The sequence below is a fragment of the Rhodococcus sp. MT28 genome, from assembly GCF_058792695.1.
Window position 1 is genome coordinate 173961 of the sequence record NZ_JBXAFD010000008.1, and the last position, 21131, is coordinate 195091.

Annotated in this window: 15 protein-coding genes, 1 tRNA gene and 1 riboswitch; of the genes, 8 read left to right on the forward strand and 8 right to left on the reverse strand. The window is 61.7% G+C overall.

Annotation, left to right across the window (positions count from 1 at the left end; genetic code table 11):
- Window positions 1-120 precede the first annotated feature (120 nt).
- The 4 genes from gltB to AC1Q6C_RS26785 all read left to right on the forward strand — a co-directional run bounded on the left by gltB (window position 121) and on the right by AC1Q6C_RS26785 (window position 8498).
- A complete protein-coding gene (gene gltB / locus AC1Q6C_RS26770; protein WP_218680091.1) occupies window positions 121-4620 on the forward strand; it encodes a glutamate synthase large subunit in 4500 nt (1499 codons plus the stop codon).
- On the forward strand, window positions 4613-6115 hold the full coding sequence (locus tag AC1Q6C_RS26775; protein ID WP_230358729.1) for a glutamate synthase subunit beta: 1503 nt from the start codon (window positions 4613-4615) through the stop codon (window positions 6113-6115). The genes gltB and AC1Q6C_RS26775 overlap by 8 nt, the downstream gene beginning before the upstream one ends.
- Window positions 6116-6197: 82 nt before the next feature.
- Window positions 6198-7616, forward strand: coding sequence for a pyruvate kinase (gene pyk / locus AC1Q6C_RS26780; RefSeq protein WP_003944038.1), 1419 nt, complete (start codon window positions 6198-6200; stop codon window positions 7614-7616).
- A complete protein-coding gene (locus AC1Q6C_RS26785) occupies window positions 7617-8498 on the forward strand; it encodes an acyl-CoA thioesterase (RefSeq protein ID WP_007728711.1) in 882 nt (293 codons plus the stop codon). It begins immediately after the preceding gene.
- A gap of 33 nt (window positions 8499-8531) precedes the next feature.
- Here the strand turns inward: AC1Q6C_RS26785 and AC1Q6C_RS26790 are convergent, their stop codons facing one another.
- A complete protein-coding gene (locus tag AC1Q6C_RS26790; RefSeq protein ID WP_003944006.1) occupies window positions 8532-9035 on the reverse strand; it encodes an SRPBCC domain-containing protein in 504 nt (167 codons plus the stop codon).
- Between the two features lie 174 nt (window positions 9036-9209).
- Window positions 9210-9290, forward strand: a riboswitch (ZMP/ZTP riboswitch).
- A gap of 22 nt (window positions 9291-9312) precedes the next feature.
- Here AC1Q6C_RS26790 and AC1Q6C_RS26795 point away from each other — a divergent pair.
- Entirely contained in the window at window positions 9313-10284 is a 972-nt protein-coding gene (locus tag AC1Q6C_RS26795) for a bifunctional methylenetetrahydrofolate dehydrogenase/methenyltetrahydrofolate cyclohydrolase (RefSeq protein ID WP_007728713.1), read from the forward strand.
- Between the two features lie 111 nt (window positions 10285-10395).
- Here AC1Q6C_RS26795 and AC1Q6C_RS26800 read toward each other — a convergent pair whose 3' ends face one another.
- Together AC1Q6C_RS26800 and AC1Q6C_RS26805 are read right to left on the reverse strand one after the other, a co-directional pair.
- Window positions 10396-11028: an AMIN-like domain-containing (lipo)protein gene (locus AC1Q6C_RS26800; RefSeq protein ID WP_007728715.1), complete on the reverse strand. Its 633-nt coding sequence runs from the start codon at window positions 11026-11028 to the stop codon at window positions 10396-10398.
- Between the two features lie 75 nt (window positions 11029-11103).
- A tRNA-Leu gene (locus AC1Q6C_RS26805) sits at window positions 11104-11180 on the reverse strand.
- A 107-nt stretch (window positions 11181-11287) separates the two neighbouring features.
- Between AC1Q6C_RS26805 and AC1Q6C_RS26810 the strand changes: the two genes are divergently transcribed.
- Together AC1Q6C_RS26810 and AC1Q6C_RS26815 are read left to right on the forward strand one after the other, a co-directional pair.
- Complete coding sequence (locus AC1Q6C_RS26810) at window positions 11288-11905, forward strand: ANTAR domain-containing response regulator (RefSeq protein ID WP_003944029.1); 618 nt, start codon at window positions 11288-11290, stop codon at window positions 11903-11905.
- Window positions 11906-12113: 208 nt separating this feature from the next.
- Window positions 12114-13445 (forward strand): ABC transporter substrate-binding protein, encoded by a 1332-nt coding sequence (locus AC1Q6C_RS26815; protein WP_003944031.1) that lies wholly within the window; start codon window positions 12114-12116, stop codon window positions 13443-13445.
- A gap of 71 nt (window positions 13446-13516) precedes the next feature.
- On the opposite strand, the gene AC1Q6C_RS26820 is transcribed toward AC1Q6C_RS26815, so the two are convergent.
- From AC1Q6C_RS26820 to AC1Q6C_RS26835, 4 genes are read right to left on the reverse strand one after another with little or no spacing between them, the layout of a single operon-like run.
- Window positions 13517-14323 (reverse strand): ABC transporter ATP-binding protein, encoded by an 807-nt coding sequence (locus AC1Q6C_RS26820; RefSeq protein WP_230358720.1) that lies wholly within the window; start codon window positions 14321-14323, stop codon window positions 13517-13519.
- Window positions 14320-15348, reverse strand: a complete 1029-nt coding sequence (locus tag AC1Q6C_RS26825; protein ID WP_007728722.1) for an ABC transporter ATP-binding protein — start codon at window positions 15346-15348, stop codon at window positions 14320-14322. The genes AC1Q6C_RS26820 and AC1Q6C_RS26825 overlap by 4 nt, the downstream gene beginning before the upstream one ends.
- Complete coding sequence (locus AC1Q6C_RS26830) at window positions 15341-16330, reverse strand: branched-chain amino acid ABC transporter permease (protein WP_039973006.1); 990 nt, start codon at window positions 16328-16330, stop codon at window positions 15341-15343. Before AC1Q6C_RS26830 ends, AC1Q6C_RS26825 begins: the two co-directional genes overlap by 8 nt.
- Window positions 16331-16335: 5 nt before the next feature.
- Window positions 16336-17646 (reverse strand): branched-chain amino acid ABC transporter permease, encoded by a 1311-nt coding sequence (locus AC1Q6C_RS26835; RefSeq protein WP_037120375.1) that lies wholly within the window; start codon window positions 17644-17646, stop codon window positions 16336-16338.
- A 303-nt stretch (window positions 17647-17949) separates the two neighbouring features.
- Here AC1Q6C_RS26835 and polA point away from each other — a divergent pair, with 303 nt between their 5' ends.
- Window positions 17950-20697, forward strand: a complete 2748-nt coding sequence (gene polA, locus AC1Q6C_RS26840) for a DNA polymerase I (RefSeq protein ID WP_007728727.1) — start codon at window positions 17950-17952, stop codon at window positions 20695-20697.
- A gap of 58 nt (window positions 20698-20755) precedes the next feature.
- Here polA and trxA read toward each other — a convergent pair whose 3' ends face one another.
- On the reverse strand, window positions 20756-21127 hold the full coding sequence (trxA, locus tag AC1Q6C_RS26845) for a thioredoxin (protein WP_003944106.1): 372 nt from the start codon (window positions 21125-21127) through the stop codon (window positions 20756-20758).
- Window positions 21128-21131: the final 4 nt, after the last annotated feature.

A 21131-nucleotide genomic window follows, 5' to 3' on the forward strand; every position in this document is an offset into this window, starting at 1 on the left:
CGGCAAGTGTGACCCCCTGATGCCTCCGTATCAGGGGGTCACCGTTTTGCTCTCGCGACCTGCGGTTATGGGCTGATAAACTAGCGCACGTCGGCTGCATGTCCGCGTGGAGGTCGCCGAGTGCTGTTTTCTCGAATACCTGAACCTCGGGGCCTGTACGACCCCGATCAGGAAACCGATTCGTGTGGTGTAGCCGTGGTAGCAGACACCTCTGGACGCCACCTGCATTCCATTGTCGACGATGCGCTCGCGGTCCTGGGCAATCTCTCCCATCGCGGCGCAGTTGGGCGCGAATCCAACAGCGGAGACGGCGCGGGCATTCTGATTCAGCTGCCGACGGAGTTCTTCGACGCGGTGACCGAGTTCGAGCTTCCACCACCCAACGCGATGGGTGAGAACACCTACGCGGCCGGAAACTGCTTTCTCCCGGTGGATCAGGAAGCACGTTGGCGCGCGGTAGTTCGGATACACCGGTACGCAGCGGCAGAAGGACTGCGGATTATCGGGTGGCGAGAGGTGCCGGTCGACCGCGACTGCGTCGGAACCGTTGCCGCGCAGTGCGCTCCGTACATCAGTCAGTGTTTTGTGACGTGCGCCGAGTCACGGGATCGTAGTGTGGGCGGAATTGCCTTGGACCGACGAGTCTTTGCCCTCAGGAGACAAGCCGAGCGGATTCACTCGGCCGACACTGCAGTGTATTTTCCCTCGTTGTCCGCCCGAACCATCGTGTACAAGGGCATGCTGACGCCGACGCAGTTATCCGGTTACTTCACCGACCTACGCGACGACCGAATGCGAACTGCGTTGGCAGTCGTGCACAGTCGATACTCCACGAACACATTTCCGTCGTGGCCACTCGCTCAGCCGTATCGCTGCATCGCCCACAACGGCGAGATCAATACGATTGTGGGAAACAGGAATTGGATGCGCGCTCGCGAGCCGATGCTGCGGAGCACACTTTTAGGTGGGGACATCTATCGCCTGTTTCCGATCTGCACCCCGGGAGGATCCGACTCTTCGTCGTTCGACGAAGTACTGGAGTTTTTGACGCTCGGGGGCCGCAGTGTGCAACACGCCATCGCGATGATGATTCCCGGAGCCTGGGAGAACGATTCTTCGATGCCCGACGAGATAAAGGCCTTCTACCAATTTCACGGTTGTCTGATGGAACCGTGGGACGGTCCGGCGTCCGTGACGTTCAGCGACGGCATTGTTGTCGGGGCCGTGTTGGATCGCAACGGTCTTCGCCCAGGGCGATGGTGGCGGATGAAGAACGACCGTATCGTGTTGGCCAGTGAGAGCGGCGTGTTCGACGCTCCCACGTCCGAGGTGTTGGAGAAGGGGCGCCTCGAACCGGGACGCATGTTTCTCGTGGACACCGCTCGCCATCGGATCGTTTCCGATGCGGAGATCAAGTCCGAACTCGCGAGCACAGCCCCCTACCGGGACTGGGTCGACGGGGGATTGGTCGACCTCGAGGACATCCCCGAGACTGCGCCTGCCCGAGGCGATCCGGCTCCGCTGTTGCAACGGCAGTTGCTCTTCGGATACCACGCCGAGGACCTGCGGGACATTCTTGTCCCGATGGCAAGCTCAGGATCGGAGCCGTTGGGATCGATGGGTGTCGACACGCCTCTCGCCGTTCTTTCGGATCGGCCGAAGCTGTTGTACGACTACTTTATTCAGCTCTTTGCTCAGGTGACCAACCCGCCATTGGACGCGATTCGCGAGGAAGTCGTCACTACGCTTGGTGTCACCCTCGGCGCTGAGCAGAACTTGTTCGAAGCGTCGGCGCTGTCGTGCCGAAGGATTGTTCTCGACAAACCGGTGATCGGACCGGGGAAGATGGCGAAGGTCGCCGAACTATACGGCGCAAGAACTCCGAGAAGCGCTGTCCTTCGCGCAGGTTTCGATCCGAGGGGCAGTCTCACCGAAGGCGTCGAGAGGCTTCGTGAGTCCGCCCGAACAGCCGCCGCAGCCGGAATCGAGATTCTGGTGATCTCCGACCGTGGATCAGGCCCTGAGCAGGCTCCCATTCCGTCATTGCTCGCAGTATCAGCCGTGCACCACGATCTGGTTCGTCATGGCCTGCGGACCAAGGTTTCCCTTGTCGTCGACTCGGGTGACGCGCGCGAAGTTCATCACATCGCGCTGCTGATCGGCTACGGTGCGGCGGCTGTCCACCCGTATCTTGCTCTCGAATCTGTCCAAGCCCTCAGCGAGCAGGACGAACTTCCCGGGATAGATCCGAAGACTGCGTCGGACAACTACCTGAGAGCAACAAATTTCGGCGTGCTCAAAGTGATGTCGAAGATGGGAATCGCTACGGTTCACTCCTACACGGGCGCACAGGTATTCGAGGCCGTGGGCTTGGGTCGAGAGTTGGTCGACGAATACTTCTGCAACACACGGAGCCGGATCGGCGGGATCGGTATCACCGAAGTCGCGCGCGAAGTTCTGATGCGCCACACGGCTGCGTTCTCGTCGTCCGCAGTGCAGCATCGTCAGTTCGACAATCGTCAGTTGACCGACAGCGGACAGTACCGGTATCGCCGCGATGGTGAATTGCATGTGTTCACACCCGAATCCGTGTTCTTCCTTCAGCACGCGACCCGGACGGGGCGAAGTGAAATCTTTCGCCGCTACAGCGATGAAGTCGATCGACTGAGCGCGCAGGGCGGAACACCGCGGGGATTGTTTCGATTTCGGTGTGAGGTTCGTCCGCCGATTCCGCTCGATCAGGTCGAACCCGTCGAGATGATTCTCGCTCGATTCAACACCGGTGCGATGAGCTACGGCTCCCTCTCTGCGGAGGCGCACGAGACGATGGCGGTTGCGATGAATGCTCTCGGCGGGCGTTCCAACACCGGTGAGGGCGGAGAGTCGCCGGAGCGGTTGCGTGACGACAAGCGTCGAAGCGCAGTCAAGCAGGTCGCGAGTGGGCGCTTCGGGGTGACCAGCGATTACCTGGTCAATGCCACCGACATTCAGATCAAGATGGCCCAAGGTGCCAAGCCCGGTGAAGGAGGGCAGCTTCCGGGGTCCAAGGTGTACCCGTGGATCGCGGAAACCCGGTACTCGACGCCTGGGGTCGGGCTCATTTCTCCGCCCCCGCACCACGACATCTATTCGATCGAGGATCTCGCCCAATTGATCTACGACCTCAGATGCGCAAACGATCGTGCGCGGATACACGTGAAGTTGGTCAGCGCAGTCGGAGTCGGGACTGTTGCGGCAGGTGTGGCCAAAGCGCACGCCGACGTGGTGCTGATCTCCGGTCACGACGGCGGGACGGGTGCTGCGGCACTCTCGTCCATCCACCACGCGGGTACGCCGTGGGAGATCGGGCTGGCCGAAACTCAGCAGACCTTGGTGCTCAACGGGTTACGCGATCGGATCGTCGTCCAGTGTGACGGGGGTTTGCGCACGGCGCGGGACGTCGTCGTCGCCGCGTTGCTGGGAGCGCAGGAGTACGGGTTTTCCACGGCGCCACTCATCGCGGCCGGGTGCGTCATGATGCGGGTATGTCATCTCGACACCTGCCCCGTCGGAGTAGCGACGCAGAATCCCGAACTGCGCGAGCGATTCACCGGCCGGCCCGAGTACGTCGAGAACTTCTTTCGCTTCATCGCCGCCGACGTACGACGGTTGTTGGCAGAACTGGGGTTTCGAAGTATCGACGATGCGCTGGGGCACGCAGACGTATTGGAAATGTCTCCGGCGGTGGCGCATTGGAAGAGTCGGACGTTGGATCTCTCACCACTCTTCGACGTTCCGGCCACGCCGGCCGGCGCGGCCTACCAACCGTATGTACCTGTTTCGAGCGAACTCGAACGCACCCTGATCGAGTTGGCTGCGAACTCGCTCGAGGACGCTCGACCCGTGCATATCGAACTGCCAGTACACAATACGGATCGAGCGGTGGGAACGAGGCTGGGCGCTGAGGTGACCAGACGCTACGGCGCCGTCGGGCTACCTCAAGGCACCATCGACGTCGTGCTCAGTGGAACGGCAGGCCAGTCACTCGGTGCGTTCCTGCCACCGGGCATCTCGCTGGTCGTTGTCGGCGATGCTAACGATTACGTGGGAAAGGGGCTCTCGGGTGGACGAATTGTGCTTCGGCCGAGTGAGGACGCACCCTTCGTGGCCGAGGAGCAGGTGATTGCCGGCAATACGCTGCTGTACGGCGCTACGAGCGGTGCGCTCTATGCCCGGGGGCGTGTTGGGGAACGATTCGCGGTGCGCAACTCGGGTGCGGTCGCTGTGGTGGAAGGCGTCGGCGACCATGCGTGCGAGTACATGACCGGGGGTCGCATCGTCATCATCGGCCCAACCGGTAGGAACCTTGCTGCGGGAATGTCCGGCGGACTTGTCTTCGTACTCGACGTGAAGGCAGAAAAGGTCAACCGCGACATGGTCGTTCTGGAGCAGCCCTCGGCGGAAGACTGTCGTCAGCTGGTCGACATTCTCGGCGAGCATTTGGTTGCGACCGGCTCGCCGGTGGCGGCAAAACTTCTCGACGACTGGGTTGGCCAGAGTCCGAGATTCACCAAAGTCTTGCCTGTCGACTACCGGAAGGTCGTGGAAGAGAACGAACTGGTGGAGCCGGCTCATGCCTGACGCACGCGGGTTCCTCAACGTGAAACGATCCGACGCACCGACCAGACCGACCGACGTGCGCGTCGGCGACTGGGCGTCGGTATACGAGTCGCTGGATCTCGTCGTGCGGAATCGAGACGTATCTGCACAGGCCTCGCGTTGCATGGACTGCGCTGTGCCGTACTGCCATTCGGCCGACGTAGGGTGTCCGCTCGGCAATCTCATTCCGGAATGGAACGACCTGGTTCGGCGTGGACGGTGGTCCGAAGCCTCGGAGAATCTGCATTCCACCAACAATTTTCCCGAGTTCACCGGACATCTGTGCCCCGCACCGTGCGAAACGGCGTGCGTTCTCGCACTCGACGACGAGCACACGTCGGGGGGTGTCACCATCAAGCGCATCGAACAGGCGATTGTCGACAACGCCTGGGAGTCGGGTTGGTTGGGGCCGCAGGCTGCGGTAGTTCACAGCGGAAACCGTGTTGCGGTTGTCGGTTCGGGACCGGCGGGACTGGCCGCGGCTCAACAACTGACACGAGCCGGACACAGTGTCACGGTGTTCGAGCGGAGCGATCGGATCGGGGGACTGCTTCGCTACGGAATTCCGGAATTCAAGTTGCCCAAGGCCCTCATCAACCGGCGGCTGGACCAACTGACCGCCGAGGGGACCAGATTCGTCACCGACTGCGCCGTCGGAGTGAACGTGAGCGCGCACGACCTCTCGACGGATTTCGAGGCGGTAGTCCTGGCGGTCGGGGCTGATCGTGCCAGAGACACCGACGTACCGGGTCGTAGTCTTCGCGGAATCCATCGTGCGATGACGTACCTGCGGGCGGCCAACCACGAATGCGAGGGTGATGGTGCGTCGAGCATCTCGGCGCGAGGTAAGAACGTCGTGATCATCGGTGGCGGCGACACGGCCGCCGACTGCCTCGGCACGGTGCATCGCCAAGGCGCCCTCTCGGTGACGGAATTGGATTACCACGTCCCACCTCCGGCACACCGCGATCGAGATCGCGACCCATGGCCGCTGTGGCCGCGGCTCCTACGCACCTCGCGGGCGGACGAGGAGGGCAGTGACAAACGATTCCGATGGGCGGCGCAGGAATTTCTCGACGACGGTGGGGGTGCGGTCCGCGCAATCCGGATGGTTCCGGTAGCCGTGTCACGAGCGAAGGACGGACAACGGACCCTGGTGGAGACCGGCGACACGACGGATCTGGTGTGTGAGATGGTCCTGCTCGCTCTGGGTTTCGACGGCGTCGAAACCGCCCCGCTGCTCACCGACCTTGATGTCGGCACCGATCCACTCGGCAGAATCGAGTGTGATGTCGGGTGGCAGACCCGGACACCCGGCGTATTCGTCTGCGGCGACGCGCATCGCGGGGCGTCGCTGGTCGTGTGGGCGATTGCCGAGGGACGGTCGGCCGCACGTGCCGTCGACATGTTTCTCACAGGCGAGTCGGCGCTTCCGGCTCCGGTTCATCCAAAGGCATTTCCGCTGTTCGTGAGCTGACCAACTGAATCGAGTAAGTACAGAAAGTGCAGGTCGCAAATGCCGGATAGAAGTGCGGTGGGGTAGCGACTAGGCTCGAGCCGTGAACCGACGGACAAAAATTGTATGCACACTTGGACCTGCGACAGCTTCTGGCGACCGCATCCGTGAGCTCGTGGAGAGCGGCATGGACGTGGCGCGCCTCAACTTCAGCCACGGCGAGCATGCCGATCACGAAGAAAACTACATTCGCGTCCGCGCCGCGTCGGACGCCACCGGAAAGGCCGTCGGTGTTCTCGCCGACCTTCAGGGGCCCAAGATTCGCCTCGGCCGATTCAAGGACGAGCGGACCACCTGGGCCAACGGTGAAGAGGTTCGTATCACCGTCGACGACGTCGAGGGAACGCACGATCGCGTCGGGACCACGTACAAGGAATTGGCGCGCGACGCCAAGGCCGGCGATCGACTGCTGGTCGACGACGGAAAGGTCGGCCTGGTCGTCACGTCCATCGACGGCAACGACGTCGTCTGTCGGGTCACCGAAGGCGGTCCGGTCAGCAACAACAAGGGCCTCTCACTGCCCGGTATGAACGTCTCCGTTCCAGCCCTGTCGGGCAAGGACATCGCCGACCTCGAGTTCGCTCTCAAGCTGGGTGTCGACTTCATTGCACTCTCCTTCGTTCGCTCACCGGCGGACGTCGAATTGGTTCACGCCATCATGGATCGAGTCGGGCGCCGCGTTCCCGTCATCGCGAAGCTCGAGAAGCCCGAGGCCATCGACAATCTCGAAGCCATCGTGCTCGCGTTCGACGCCGTCATGGTCGCCCGCGGTGACCTCGGTGTCGAGTTGCCGCTCGAGCAGGTCCCGCTCGTTCAGAAGCGCGCAATCCAGATTGCTCGTGAGAACGCGAAGCCGGTCATCGTCGCGACGCAGATGCTCGAGTCGATGATCGAGAACTCACGTCCCACTCGCGCAGAGGCATCCGATGTCGCCAACGCCGTTCTCGACGGCGCCGACGCAGTCATGCTCTCGGGCGAGACTTCGGTGGGCAAGTACGTCATGGAAACCGTTCGCACCATGGCCCGCATCGTCGAGGCCGTCGAGAACGAATCGACCCGTGTCCCACCGTTGACCCACGTCCCGCGCACCAAGCGCGGTGTCATCTCGTACGCAGCACGCGACATCGGCGAACGTCTCGACGCCAAGGCCTTGGTTGCGTTCACTCAGTCCGGTGACACGGTGCGTCGACTGGCTCGTCTGCACACGCCGCTGCCGTTGCTCGCCTTCACACCGCTGCCCGCGGTGCGCAGTCAGCTGACGCTGACGTGGGGAACCGAGACGTTCCTGGTCGATGCGGTGGCCACCACCGACGAGATGGTGCGTCAGGTGGACAGTGCGTTGCTCTCCCTCGGGCGGTACGTCAAGGGCGACCTCGTGGTCATCGTTGCCGGATCCCCTCCGGGAACTGTCGGTTCCACCAACCTCATTCACGTCCACCGTATCGGCGAAGAGGACCACTGAGTGACCCACGCGAACGCGTCCACCGACCTCGGTACTCTCCTCGGTCTGTTGGATCTGGAGCAGATCGGTGAAGACGCGTTCCGTGGATACCACCCGAAACAGGTAGGTTCGCGGACGTTCGGCGGTCAGTTGGTGTCTCAGGCACTGATGGCCGCCGGGCGGACCGTCGACGGTGATCGCCCCATCCATGCGGTGAATGCCCATTTCATTCGCGGCGGAGATGTCAAGGCGCCCATCGAGTATCGGGTGGATCGTCATCGCGACGGGCGGGCGTTCGCCAACCGTCAGGTGACTGCCTATCAGGGTGAGAACGAATTGTTCGTGATGCTCGCGGCGTTCCAGGACTCCGGCAAGGGGCTCGACCATGCTGTCGAGATCCCGGATGTTCCACTTCCGGAGTCGTTGCCTCCCATCGGCGATCATCTGGTGGGGTACGAGGAAAAACTGCCGCATTTCAGTGCGGCGCTCAAGCCGATCGACATGCGGTACGCCAACGATCCGGCGTGGATCCTCAAGGGCACCGGCGAGAAACTCAACCACAATCGGGTATGGATGCGCCCCGACGGTGATCTGCCGGACGATTCGCTCATTCACGCTGCGACGCTGGCATATTCGTCCGACACCACCGTGCTCGATTCGATTCTGACCACTCATGGTTTGTCCTGGGGTCATGATCGTATCGTCGCGGCGACGGTCAATCATTCGATCTGGTTCCATCGCCCGTTCCGGTTCACCGACTGGGTTCTGTACGCCACCGAATCGCCGGTCGCCGCAGGTTCGCGCGGTCTGGCAACCGGACGGTACTTCTCGGTGGAAGGACTGCTGTTGGCGACGGTGGTCCAAGAAGGACTGATCAGGCATTTCCCGCGCAAAGGGGAATGAGATGCGGGCCCGAGACTGAACTCGGGCCCAGAATCAAGCAGACTTGCGATATTGCGGTGAGAGTTCGTCGGCGCGGTCCCACGGAGACCAGTCGACTTCGCGTCCATCGAGTTGGGCCGCAACAACTTCCAAGCCCGCGTGCCAGCCGGCAGCGTGGGCGTACGCGGACTCTTCGTCTTCCATCGTGTGGGTGAGGGTCAGCCAGCAACCGCCGGTGCCGTCCGGTGCCAGTTCCCAATGCAGAGTATCTGCGTCCCAGAGGAATTCGAGAATTCGGTGCGGGTGGACGCTGATGACCGTCCCGCGCGTCACGTGATCTGCTGGCAGTCCGAATCGCTCGACTTGTTCCGGGGTCACCTTGAACAGCAGATCCGCGCCGGGAGTGAGGTTGAAATCGACGTCCGCCGGGAACCAGGCGTCGAGGTACTCGCGTTCCGTTATCACTTTCCAGACCTTGTCCGGTGCGTGCGGAATTGCCAGTTGGAAGCTCAGTGACACCCGACCGTCATAGGTCAGGTTTATCTTGCCGTTGTCCATCGGTGCCTCCAATGCTTGGTGCCCGTGCGGTTGCCCCCATCGTGCCATCTAATTGCTTAGGATGGAATAACTGCAGGTCAGATCGTTACCTATTGATAGGTTATGTCGATTTGTCTCGTTTTGAGAGCGGCGTTCTGGATGCGTTTCGTGGCAGTGAGACAAACGCGCGGTACGCTGACCACGCACGACTGGCGCGGGTGGGAATTACCACCGGGGAGTGCACATCGCGAGGCATCGACCGCCTGGGTGCTTCACACATCTTGTGTGAAGGGGATCCATGTCTATCGAGAATCGGCCCACCGAAAATCTGTCTACCGAAAATCTGCCCAGCCAGAACGTGGCCGCTCGAATAATCGACGGACGCGCAATTGCCGATGCTACGCTCGCGGACCTGTCAGTGCGCACCAGGCAGTTTCGTGATGAGGCGGGGCACGTTCCTTGCCTGGCCGCCGTCATCGTGGGAGCGGACCCGGCCTCGAAGGCGTATGTACAGATGAAGGCCAAACGATCTGTCGCCGTCGGAATGACGTCGCGGACGGTCGAACTCCCGGTGAGTACAACCACCGAAGAACTGGTCGACGTGCTGAGAGCGTTGTCGGCGGACCCTTCGATCGACGGCATACTGCTGCAACACCCGGTGCCAGGCCACATCGACGAACGGGCCGCGTTCGATGCCATCTCGGCCGACAAAGACGTTGACGGCGTTACCTCGGCAGCGTTCGCGGCAATGGCGTTGACCGGTGGGGGATTCGAATCGTGTACGCCGAGTGGCATCCTGCGCCTGCTCGACGCCACAGGCGTCGAACTCTCCGGAAAGCATGCTGTCGTGGTCGGCCGAAGCCCGATACTCGGATTGCCGATGGGAATGCTCCTCCTGCGTCGAGGCGCAACGGTGACATACTGCCATTCGCGCACCGTCGACCTGGCCGCCCACGTCGCCTCGGCAGACGTCGTCATCGCGGCCGTCGGTGTTCCGGAACTGATCAAAGGGACGTGGATCAAGCCTGGTGCAGTGGTGATCGATGCGGGGTACAACGAGGGCAACGTCGGAGATGTGGAGTACGCCGCTGCGCTCCCACATGCCGGTGCGATCACACCAGTGCCGGGTGGCGTCGGCCCCATGACGGTGGCAGTCCTGCTGGAACAAACACTGGCAGCAGCAGTTCGAGCAGCGGACGTTCGGGCATGCAGTGAGAATCATGACAGTCGTGTTGAACCGGACCCCGCAATCGCCTCGGATCGATTGTGAGACCTCGGTTTCGAGACGGAGTATTCATCCGCCCCGCGATAACCGAATTGCCGCGTCGAGCACCGCTGCGCTGGAATGGCTGAGCTGAGCGCGCAATTGGGTATTCGACAGTCAGCTGTCTGCCTTGGGGATGTCGATCGTCAACTGGGACGGTGAATCGGATGTCGATACGGTGTATGCCGGACGGATGTCGACCGTGCCGACAAACGACTGCAGGATCGCACTGTTCCTGGCTGCACTGTCTATGCGCGTGATGTTTTCGCCCTCGTGAGATACGGAGTTGAGCGACGAATCCGATTGGACTCCCATCAGGTCGACTTGAAGTATCGATCGACTTCCGACGTCCACGACTGTGCTGTCACCCGCTCGGATTGCTTCACTGACGTATTCGGTTTTCCAGAACACAGATCCGCTTCCGTCGAAGCGATAGGTGATGCGGGTGAAACCATCGTGATCGATCACGTCGATCTCGGTCACGTCGACGCGCGGAGTCGGTGAAGGGACCTCCGTGTCGTTCGGGAACGGGGGAGGCATGGAGATCTCGGTGGATGGGGCATCGACAGGGGGAGAGCCGACCTGAAGGGTGCCGGTCTGTGTTGCAGCATCGAGCGCGGCCTGGGTGGAAGATTCGCCGGCAGTGCTGGATTCGCCGGCAGTATTGGATTGGCCGTCTGTTTGACACCCGGTGAGCAGCGCGAGAATCGATATGGCTCCGAGCAGAGCAATCAGCCGGTGACCGTTCATGGATCGAATCTAACGGCGGTCGATCTGGGGTACAGCCGAATGCCGAAACCTTGCGGTGCGGCCAGCTGCGGCAGGTGGTGCCCTCGGTGAGACTCGAACTCACACTGGACGGGTTTTGAATCCGTTTCCTCTGCCAATTGGGATACGAGGGCTTGTTGCGATGACTACATTAGAAGATGCGATTTCAATGTCAAACACCGGTACCCTCTAATCGTTCGCGTCTCGTGTCGGGGCGGTTCGATGGAGGAGGATGGTGGCCATGAATTCGCCGCAGCCGCAAGGCAATCAGCTCGCACCCCGTCGTGTTGTCGTCGCTGAAGACGAGGCGTTGATCCGCATGGATCTGGTCGAGATGCTCCGCGAAGAGGGCTACGACGTCGTCGGTGAGGCGGGTGACGGGCAGGTCGCGGTGGAGTTGGCCGAGTCGCTCAAGCCTGATCTGGTCATCATGGACGTGAAAATGCCCAGGAGAGACGGCATCGACGCCGCTTCGGAGATTGCCGCCAAACGCATCGCTCCTGTTGTCATTCTCACAGCGTTCAGTCAGCGCGAGTTGGTCGAGCGCGCACGCGATGCCGGCGCCATGGCTTACTTGGTCAAGCCGTTCTCGATCAGTGACCTCGTTCCCGCTGTCGAATTGGCGGTCAGTCGTTTCCGCGAGGTGACGGCGCTCGAGCGTGAGGTCGCTGATCTTTCGGACCGGCTCGAAGCACGCAAGCTGATCGAGCGAGCCAAGAGTGTTCTGATGGTTCGCCAAGCGCTCACCGAACCTGAGGCGTTCAAGTGGATTCAGCGCGCCGCGATGGATCGGCGCTCCACGATGAAGGCGGTCGCACAGGTCGTACTGGAAACTCTGGGCGGTGAACCGGACGCTTGAGCAAAGTGTCCGGGTTACCCGGTTGCTGCGTCGACCGTCGAAACGTCGCGCAGCGCTACAGCCGTGTAAACACTGTGCACCTTCAGATAACAGTCAGGTCACAGGGCTTTCTTGAAGGATCGCGAAACGGTTCCAAGGTCTAGCGTCTGATCCCACAGCGAGCGCCAGTTCGGGTGGCGCGAGCACCGGCTGATCTTAGGAGCGTGGGATGGCTAGACGAACACTTGTGCGTACTGCTGCAGTTCTCGGCGCGGCATCACTGGCACTTGCAGGCTGTAGCTCGGACAAGTCGGATGACTCGTCTTCGAGTGGCTCTACGTCCGGCGCTTCTGCCGCGACGACATCCGTCACGACTGATTGCACCCCGGAGCAGGCCAAGGCCGGCGCCACCCCGTCCACGGAAGCGCTGCGCATCGGCACGCTTCTTCCCGATACAGGCAGCTTGTCGTTCCTCGGGCCGCCGATGGTCGCGGGCACCCAGCTGGGAGTCAACGACGTCAATGCAGCCGGAGGCGTTCTCGGCCAACCGGTCCAGCTGATTCCCGGCGATTCGGGTGACACCACAACGGACACCGCCAATACCACCGTCGACCGCGAATTGGCTGCAGGCACTCAGGTCATCGTCGGCGCCGCGTCGTCTTCGGTCTCGCTCAAGGTGATCGACAAGATCGCCAGCGCAGGCGTCGTGATGTTCTCGCCTGCCAACACCTCGGACCAATTCGTCTGCTACCCAGACAAGGGCATGTACTTCCGCACCGCTCCGACGGACGTACTGCAGGCTCAGGCCGTCGCACAGCTCATTTCGGACGACGGTGGTCAGCGCGTAGCGATCATGGCCCTCAACGACCCGTACGGGACGGGTCTGGCGGACAACATCGAAAAGAATCTGATCGATTCGGGTGTCCCCTCCGATCAGATCGAGAAGATCATCTACGACCCGAACGCGCAGTCGTTCAACTCCGAAGTCGATCAAGTCAAGAACTTCAATCCGGATGCAGTGGCACTGGTGGGCTTCGAAGAGTCGGCGAAGATCATCACGCGCATGCACGAAGTGGGCATCGGCCCGTCGGACGGAATGGCGATGTACGGCGTCGACGGCAACATGGGCAACGCTCTCGGCGAATCCGTGGCGAAGCCGTTGCTCGACACCATGCAGGGAACGACGCCCCTGACGGACGTCGGAGCTGCCTTCCAGGATCGTCTGAAGGCTGTGAACCCCTCTCTGATCGACTTCAACTACGCCGGAGAGTCATACGACGCGGTGGTGATCTCAGCGCTCGCTGCCGAGCAGGCGAAGTCGACGGCCGGTACCGACATCGCGGCCAACATCAACAGCGTCACCGAAGGCGGCACCAAGTGCACGTCCTACGTCGAGTGCCTGCCGTTGGTGAAGGCGGGAACCGACATCGACTACGACGGCATCACCGGTGAGTTGGACTTCAACGATTCGGGGGAGCCGTCCATCGGTTCGTACGGAAAGCTCAAGTTCGGCCCTGAGAACACCCTGACCACAGAAGGATTCGTGGTGGTGGGCAAGTAAGTCGTGGGCAGGTAAGCAGCCAACGAGAATGGGCCAGGGTCTCGCGACCCTGGCCCATTCTCGTGTCTGTACTACTTCTCTTTGCTTCCAGCGAGCGTTCCCAAGTACAACTCGATCACCTTGGGGTCGTTCATCAGATTGGCGCCGGTGTCGGTGTACGCGTTCTTACCCTGATCGAGTACGTAACCGCGGTCGCAGATCTGAAGGCAGCGGCGCGCGTTCTGCTCGACCATGATGACCGAGACACCCGCAGCATTGATCTTCTTGCAGCGGATGAACACCTCGTCCTGGAATATGGGGGACAGGCCCGCGGACGGTTCGTCGAGCAGCAGCACCGACGGATCCATCATCAGGGCCCGGCCCATCGCGACCATCTGGCGTTCGCCGCCGGAGAGTGCGCCGGCCTTCACCTTTCGTCGTTCACTCAGAAGAGGGAACAGTTCACTCACGAAGGCGAATCGTTCCGCGAATGCCTTGGGACGCAGATAAATGCCCATTTCGAGGTTTTCTTCGATGGTCAGAGTCTGAAAGACGTTCTGCGTTTGAGGGACGTACCCGACTCCCTTCTGAACGAGGACGTGAGCGGGCGCAGACGTGATGTTGTCCTCGCGTAGGGTGACCGACCCTTCGCGTACCGGTATCAGTCCGAACAGTGATTTCAGGAGTGTCGATTTGCCTGCGCCGTTCGGTCCGATGATCCCGACGATTTCCCCTTCCTTCAGGAAGAAGTTGCATTCACGCAGGATGTTGACGCCGGGAATGTAGCCCGCGACGAGGCTGTCGGCGCGGAGCAGGGCACCTGCCGACAGTCGCTGATGCTCCTCGGCCGTCGCGGCGAACTCTGCAGGCGTGAGTGAACGTGCGTGGTTCTCGCTCATGGCTTCTCGTGCCTTCCGCGCGGTTCCTCGGGACTCGATTCCAGCGTCGCGGCGAGATCGGCCGGAAGGTTGTCGACGTCGGGTTCCGACAGGTCCCCGCCCGACTCGAGGGTTTCGACCTCGGCTTCAGCCAGGGCGGCGGCCAGAACGGCCGTCTCGCCCACCGGATTTCCGTTGTCGTCGAACTCGAGGGCCTGGTCATGGTGGCTGCCCAGATATGCGTCGACGACGGCTGTATTGGACGAGAGCTCGTCCGGGGTGGATTCGGCGATGACGCTGCCCTGCGCCATGACCACCACCCAATCGCTGATATCTCGGATCACGTCCATGTCGTGCTCGACGAACACGACGGTCATTCCGTCGTCGCGCAATGACTTGATGTGTCCGAGCAGGCTTTGCGTCAGAGCAGGATTGACCCCCGCCATCGGTTCGTCGAGCATCACCACCGAGGGCGAGGTCATGAGTGCGCGAGCCATTTCGAGCAGTTTGCGCTGCCCACCGGAGAGTGAACCGGCGAGGTCGTCTGCCTTGGTGTCGAGTTTGAATCGTGCGAGGAGTTCGTTGGCGCGATCGGTGATCTCGCGTTCCTGGCCTTTCCAGATCCACGGGACTAGAGATGCAAAAATGCGTTCACCACGTTGGCCGGTGGCACCGAGACGTACGTTGTCCAGCACGGTGAGTTTGGAGAGCGCCTTGGTCAACTGGAACGTCCGTACCACTCCTTTCCTGGCTACCTGGTGGGGATACATGCGGCCCAGCGATTGACCGTCCATCGACCACGTACCGGTGTCCGGCCGGTCGAATCCGGTAAGGAGGTTGAAGAGCGTCGTTTTTCCGGCACCGTTTGGACCGATGAGACCCGTGATGCACCCTCGTTGAATTTCGAGGTGATCGACGTCGACGGCCTTGAGACCGCCGAACGTCCGCGAGACGTTGTCAGCGACCAACACCGGGTCGGGTTTCGCCGATCCGGGAAGGTGAGGAACGTCGGCAAAGATCTGTGCTCTGGTATCGGCGTCAAGCATTGAGTTGCACCTCCCGCTTGTTACCCAGTATTCCCTGCGGTCTGAAGACCATCAGGAGAGCAATCATCAATCCGAGCAGGACATACCTGGTGGCCCCGACCTGTTGTTCGGTCAGCGAGAGCAGCGGATTCTCGCCGGAGATCGCCTGACGCAGCAAGGCATCAGGGATGGCGAGGAGGAACCAGAACAACATTGCGCCGACCACCGGGCCGAACACCGTTGCCGCCCCGCCCAGAATCAGTGCGCCGAACGCGAAGAACGTCTGCGCGGTCGAGTAGAAGTCCGGGTTGATGGACTTGGTCTGCAAAGCGTTGAACACCCCGGCCAGACCACCGATCACGCCGCCGAGAACCAGCGCCTGCATCTTGTACACGAAGACGTTCTTGCCCAACGATCGCGCTGCGTCCTCGTCTTCGCGAACCGCCTTGAGGACGCGCCCCCACGGACTGTGCGTCAACAGGTAGACAAATCCGCACAAGATCAAGACCAGCGTCCACCCCACGACCATCGACCAGAGGTCGTCTCCGTAGAACTTCACGCCGAGAAATGAGTACTGCTTGGCCGAGTCGAAGGGGCTCAGTGCGGTGAACGTGTCTGCGAAACCGAACAGGCCATTGGTGGAACCGGTCACCGAATCCGACGCGGTCGAGCGGAAGATCAGACGCAAGATCTCCGAGGCCGCGATGGTGACGATGGCGAGATAGTCGGCGCGCAGACGCAGCGTCGGAATACCGAGCACGAGCGCGAGAAGGCCGGCTGCGGTGAGTCCGACGAGGATGCCGAGCCAGAGCGGCTGGTCGTAGGTCACGGTCATGATGCCGACGCCGTAGCCGCCGAGAAGGGCAAAACCGATCTGACCGAAATTGAGCAGTCCGGCGTAGCCGAAGTGCAGGTTCAACCCGATTGCCAACAGTGCGTAGAAGATTGCCGACGGCCCGATCAGCTGGGCGAAGGAAACCTGGAAAGCTCCCATGATGTCCATGTTCGTCACCCGATCCTTTGTCTGGATCCGAGGATGCCCTGGGGGCGAACCACGAGGATCACGATCAAGACGAGAAGTCCGCCGATGTATTTGAGGTCTGGGTTGATGATGAGCGTCGAGAGTTGGACCAGAAGTCCGACGATGACGCAGCCGAGTAGCGCCCCGTACGCGGTTCCCAGACCACCGAGGGTGATTCCGGCGAACATGAGCAGCAACAGTTTGAATCCCATTTCCCACTGGACGCGTCCGCCGAGTTCGGAGATGCCGAACAGCACACCGCCGAGGGCGGCCAATCCGCCGCCGAGACCCCAGACGAACATGATCACGCGCTCGACGTTGATGCCGGACGAAGCGGCGAGGTCACGATTGTCGGAGACGGCACGCATGGCCTTTCCGATGCGAGTCTTCTGCAGAAGCAGTGCGACGCCGACCAGGACGACCAGACTGACGATCATGACTATCGCGTTGGCGTCGGTCAGTGCGATCGGGCCCCAGTTCTTCTCGACCTGGCCCTGGTAGTCGTCGAACGGTTCGGCGCGGTCGGAGAAGAAGATCAGGATCAAGTAGCGCAATGAAATCGCGAGACCGATCGAGACCACCAATTGCGCGATCAACCCGGTCTTGCGCTTACGCAGTGGTTTCCAGACGATTCCGTTGGTCAGCAGGCCGATGCCGATGCCGACGAAGATCGCGAGGATCGTGGCGGGAATCAGCGGAACGCCGAAGGACGTGTTGATCACCCAGGCAGCAACGGCTCCCAAGGTCACCATCTCGCCGTGAGCGAAGTTGGTCAGGCCAGTGGTGCCGTAGATCAGGCTCAAACCCACACCGGCGATCGCGATCACGAGGCCGAACCGCAGACCGTCGACCGTCGTGCGGATCAGTTTCTCGCCGAAGCTGACATTCGAGGCGGTACGTACCTCGCCGAACGAGAAGATCACGGTGTTCGCGCGGCCGGCCACCACCTCGCGTTCGACAGCGGCTTGCACACTGACCCCGTCGGGAAGTGTGTCGGCAACGATCTCGAAGGTGTAGGTGCCCGGTGCCACGGCCAGTTCCCAACGGCCGTTCGATGCCGATTCTCCGGTGGCGACTTCCGTGCCGGAAGAATCGAGCGCACGGACGGTGACGCCCTCGAGGCGTGTGCCACCGTTGTTGAGATTTCCGCTGACGGGGACAGCGTTGTCGGGAACCGGTGCTGTCGGTGTTGCGGATGCTGTCGGGGTCGGCGGTGTAGGGGAAGTGGTCGGTTCCTGAGCCGAAGCAGTTCCGGCCAGGCTAAGTAATGCGAAGAACGTCAGTAATGCAAAGGCCAGTAGTCGGCTGAGTGTCGCGAGGGTCTGCCGTTTCACTACGGGTGGGGCCACGTACGTCCTCCGAGCGGGTCGGGAATAGCGCGTCTGGACAAAGGTGCCGCGCAGCAGAGGGATTGTTTCGCTGCTGCGATTTCCGGACTCTAACGGCTCCGTTCGCTTCAGATGGGGTTCTGAGATTTCCGGGATGTTTCGGTTCCGTATCGAAGGCCGAAGGCTGCATCAATTGTCCGATTCTTGTGTCTGTTCCTGCGTAAACAACGGCGAAGGCGTCGATGTCGGTCGCGATCCCTAGACTGATGAACCGTGAGCCCCGCAACCACAACTCGGTCCAGCACGTCCACCGCTCCAGCCGGCACCACCGGCAAGGCGGACGATCGCCCTCTCTTGATGCTTCTCGACGGGCATTCGTTGGCGTTTCGCGCCTTCTACGCGCTGCCTGCAGAGAACTTCAAGACACACAGTGGGCAGGCCACCAACGCGGTGTACGGCTTCACGTCGATGTTGATCAACCTTCTTCGTGACGAGCAGCCCACCCACCTGGCCGCGGCCTTCGACGTGTCGCGTCAGACGTTTCGCGCCGACCTGTTCCCCGAATACAAGGCGCAGCGCGCGAAGGCTCCGGACGAATTCAAGGGCCAGATCGACATCACCAAGGACGTTCTCGGCGCGCTGGGCATCCCGGTCATGGCCGAGGAAGGTTTCGAAGCCGACGACGTGATCGCCACCTTGACCACGCAGGCGGAGGCCCTCGGATACCGGGTTCTCGTCGTGACCGGTGACCGTGACTCGCTGCAACTGGTGACCGACAACGTCACTGTGCTCTACCCGAAGAAGGGTGTCTCGGAGCTCACCCGATTCACGCCGACGGCCGTAGAGGAGAAGTACAGCCTCAGCCCGGCGCAGTATCCCGATTTTGCTGCACTGCGCGGCGACCCGAGTGACAACCTCCCCGGCATCCCCGGCGTCGGCGAGAAGACCGCCACCAAGTGGATCCGTGAGTACGGCGACCTGCAGGGACTGGTCGACAACGTGGACAAGGTCCGCGGCAAGGTGGGCGACTCACTGCGGGAGAACCTCGCGAACGTCCTGCTCAATCGTCAGCTCACCGAAATGGTTCGCGACGTTCCCTTGCCGTACACGCCCGAGCAGTTGGTGTTGGCCCCGTGGGACCGCGAGAAGATTCATGCGTTGTTCGACGATCTCGAGTTCAAGGTTCTCCGCGATCGACTGTTCGCGACCCTGTCGTCGTCCGAGCCCGAAGCAGAGGAAGGGTTCGAGGTCAGCGGCGACGCACTCGCCCCGGGTGCGGTTGCCGCGTGGCTCGACGCCCACGCACGAACCGGTGAGCGTCACGGCGTGACGGTGCTCGGAACCAGAACTCCGTTTGCCGGCGACGTCACTGCACTCGCGATCGCGGCCTCCGACGGTGAATGTGCATACATCGCGGCGTCGACGGCAACACCGGAAGACGAAGCAGCTCTGGGTGATTGGCTCGCCGACGCATCGCAGCCGAAGGCGCTGCACGAAGCCAAGTGGGCGATCCATGCTCTGCGTGGGCGTGGTTGGACGCTCGGTGGACTGACCAGCGACACTGCGCTGGCCGCGTACCTCGTCCGGCCGGGCCAGCGCAGCTTCAATCTCGACGACCTCTCGCTCCGCTACCTCAAGCGTGAACTGCGCGCCGAAACATCCGGCCAGGAACAGCTTTCACTGCTCGACGACACCGAACAGCTCGATGCCGAAGCGGCCGAGACCGCGATGCTCAGCGCTCAGGCCGTTCTCGACTTGGCGGCTGCACTGGACACCGAGTTGGAGTCGATCGAATCCAAGTCGCTCCTCTCCGACATGGAACTGCCGTTGACGATCGAGCTCGCTCAGATCGAGGCCACCGGCATCGCCGTCGACAGCGCGCATCTGCACGATCTTCAGAGCCGTTTCGCCTCCCAGGTCGCCGACGCCGCAAACTCGGCCTACGAGGTGATCGACAAGCAGATCAACCTGGGTTCGCCGAAGCAGCTGCAGGTGGTCTTGTTCGAAGAACTCGACATGCCCAAGACGAAGAAGACGAAGACGGGCTACACCACCGACGCCGAGGCGTTGCAGGGTCTGTTCGACAAGACAGGACACCCGTTCCTCGAACACCTTCTCGCGCACCGTGATGCGACGCGTATGAAGGTGACCGTCGACGGTCTTCTCAAGGCCGTAGCCGAAGACGGACGCATTCACACGACGTTCAATCAGACGGTTGCCGCGACCGGACGCCTGTCGTCGACCGATCCGAACTTGCAGAACATCCCGGTGCGAAACGACGCGGGGCGCGAGATTCGCGACGGATTCGTAGTCGGGCAGGGGTTCGACGTTCTGCTCACTGCCGACTACAGCCAGATCGAAATGCGCATCATGGCGCACGTGTCAGGCGACGAGGGGCTGATCGAGGCATTCAACACCGGTGAGGACCTGCACAGCTTTGTCGGCTCGCGTGCATTCGGTGTACCGATCGAAGAGGTGACTCCTGAACTGCGTCGCCGGGTCAAGGCGATGTCGTACGGTCTGGCCTACGGGCTCAGTGCCTACGGATTGGCGTCGCAGCTGAAGATTTCGACCGAAGAAGCGAAGCAGCAGATGGATGCGTACTTCGCTCGTTTCGGCGGCGTGCGGGATTACCTCCACGCGGTGGTCGAGCAGGCACGTAAGGACGGCTACACCTCGACGCTCTACGGTCGTCGTCGCTACCTGCCGGACCTCAACAGCGATAACCGTCAACGTCGTGAGGTTGCCGAACGTGCTGCCCTCAATGCGCCGATCCAGGGCACCGCGGCCGACATCATCAAGGTGGCGATGATCAACGTGCAGAAGGCTCTCGCCGACGCCGGATTGAAGTCGCGCATGCTGTTGCAGGTGCACGACGAATTGGTGCTCGAAGTGGTTGCCTCCGAGTTGGAGGAGGTCACCGCGCTGGTCAAGGACAAGATGGCCACAGCCATCGAGCTGTCAGTACCTCTGGATGTTTCGGTGGGAACCGGTCGAAGCTGGGACAGCGCGGCTCACTAGGCAGCAACGAAAAAGGCTGGGCCGGAATCGACTTCGATTCCGGCCCAGGCTTTTCACGCTATTCAGCAGATGCGGTCTGCTCTGCGATCTGCTTGCGGACCTCGTCCATGTCGAGTGCCTTGACCTGAGTGACGAGCTCTTCGAGCTGAGCGGCGGGAAGCGCGCCGGCCTGGTTGAACACGAGTACGCCTTCGCGGAAGGCCATGATCGTGGGGATGGAGCGGATGTTGGCGGCCGCTGCGATTCCCTGCTCGGCCTCGGTGTCGACCTTGGCGTGAACGACGTCGGCATGCTTCTCCGAAGAGGCTTCGAACGTCGGTGCGAACTGGCGGCACGGGCCGCACCAGGAGGCCCAGAAGTCCACGAGGACGACGTCGCTGCCGTTGATCGTTTCGTCGAAGTTCTGCTGGGTGAGTGTCTGGGTGGCCACAGGG

What these genes read in the sequence shown, in the direction of transcription:
- AC1Q6C_RS26800 (WP_007728715.1), bottom strand. Translation starts at nt 11,028, where the DNA reads ATGAACGGTCACCGGCTGATTGCTCTGCTCGGAGCCATATCGATTCTC.
- AC1Q6C_RS26820 (WP_230358720.1), bottom strand. Translation starts at nt 14,323, where the DNA reads ATGAGCGAGAACCACGCACGTTCACTCACGCCTGCAGAGTTCGCCGCG.
- AC1Q6C_RS26790 (WP_003944006.1), bottom strand. Translation starts at nt 9,035, where the DNA reads ATGGACAACGGCAAGATAAACCTGACCTATGACGGTCGGGTGTCACTG.
- AC1Q6C_RS26825 (WP_007728722.1), bottom strand. Translation starts at nt 15,348, where the DNA reads ATGCTTGACGCCGATACCAGAGCACAGATCTTTGCCGACGTTCCTCAC.
- AC1Q6C_RS26775 (WP_230358729.1), top strand. Translation starts at nt 4,613, where the DNA reads ATGCCTGACGCACGCGGGTTCCTCAACGTGAAACGATCCGACGCACCG.
- AC1Q6C_RS26815 (WP_003944031.1), top strand. Translation starts at nt 12,114, where the DNA reads ATGGCTAGACGAACACTTGTGCGTACTGCTGCAGTTCTCGGCGCGGCA.
- AC1Q6C_RS26795 (WP_007728713.1), top strand. Translation starts at nt 9,313, where the DNA reads ATGTCTATCGAGAATCGGCCCACCGAAAATCTGTCTACCGAAAATCTG.
- AC1Q6C_RS26810 (WP_003944029.1), top strand. Translation starts at nt 11,288, where the DNA reads ATGAATTCGCCGCAGCCGCAAGGCAATCAGCTCGCACCCCGTCGTGTT.
- AC1Q6C_RS26830 (WP_039973006.1), bottom strand. Translation starts at nt 16,330, where the DNA reads ATGGACATCATGGGAGCTTTCCAGGTTTCCTTCGCCCAGCTGATCGGG.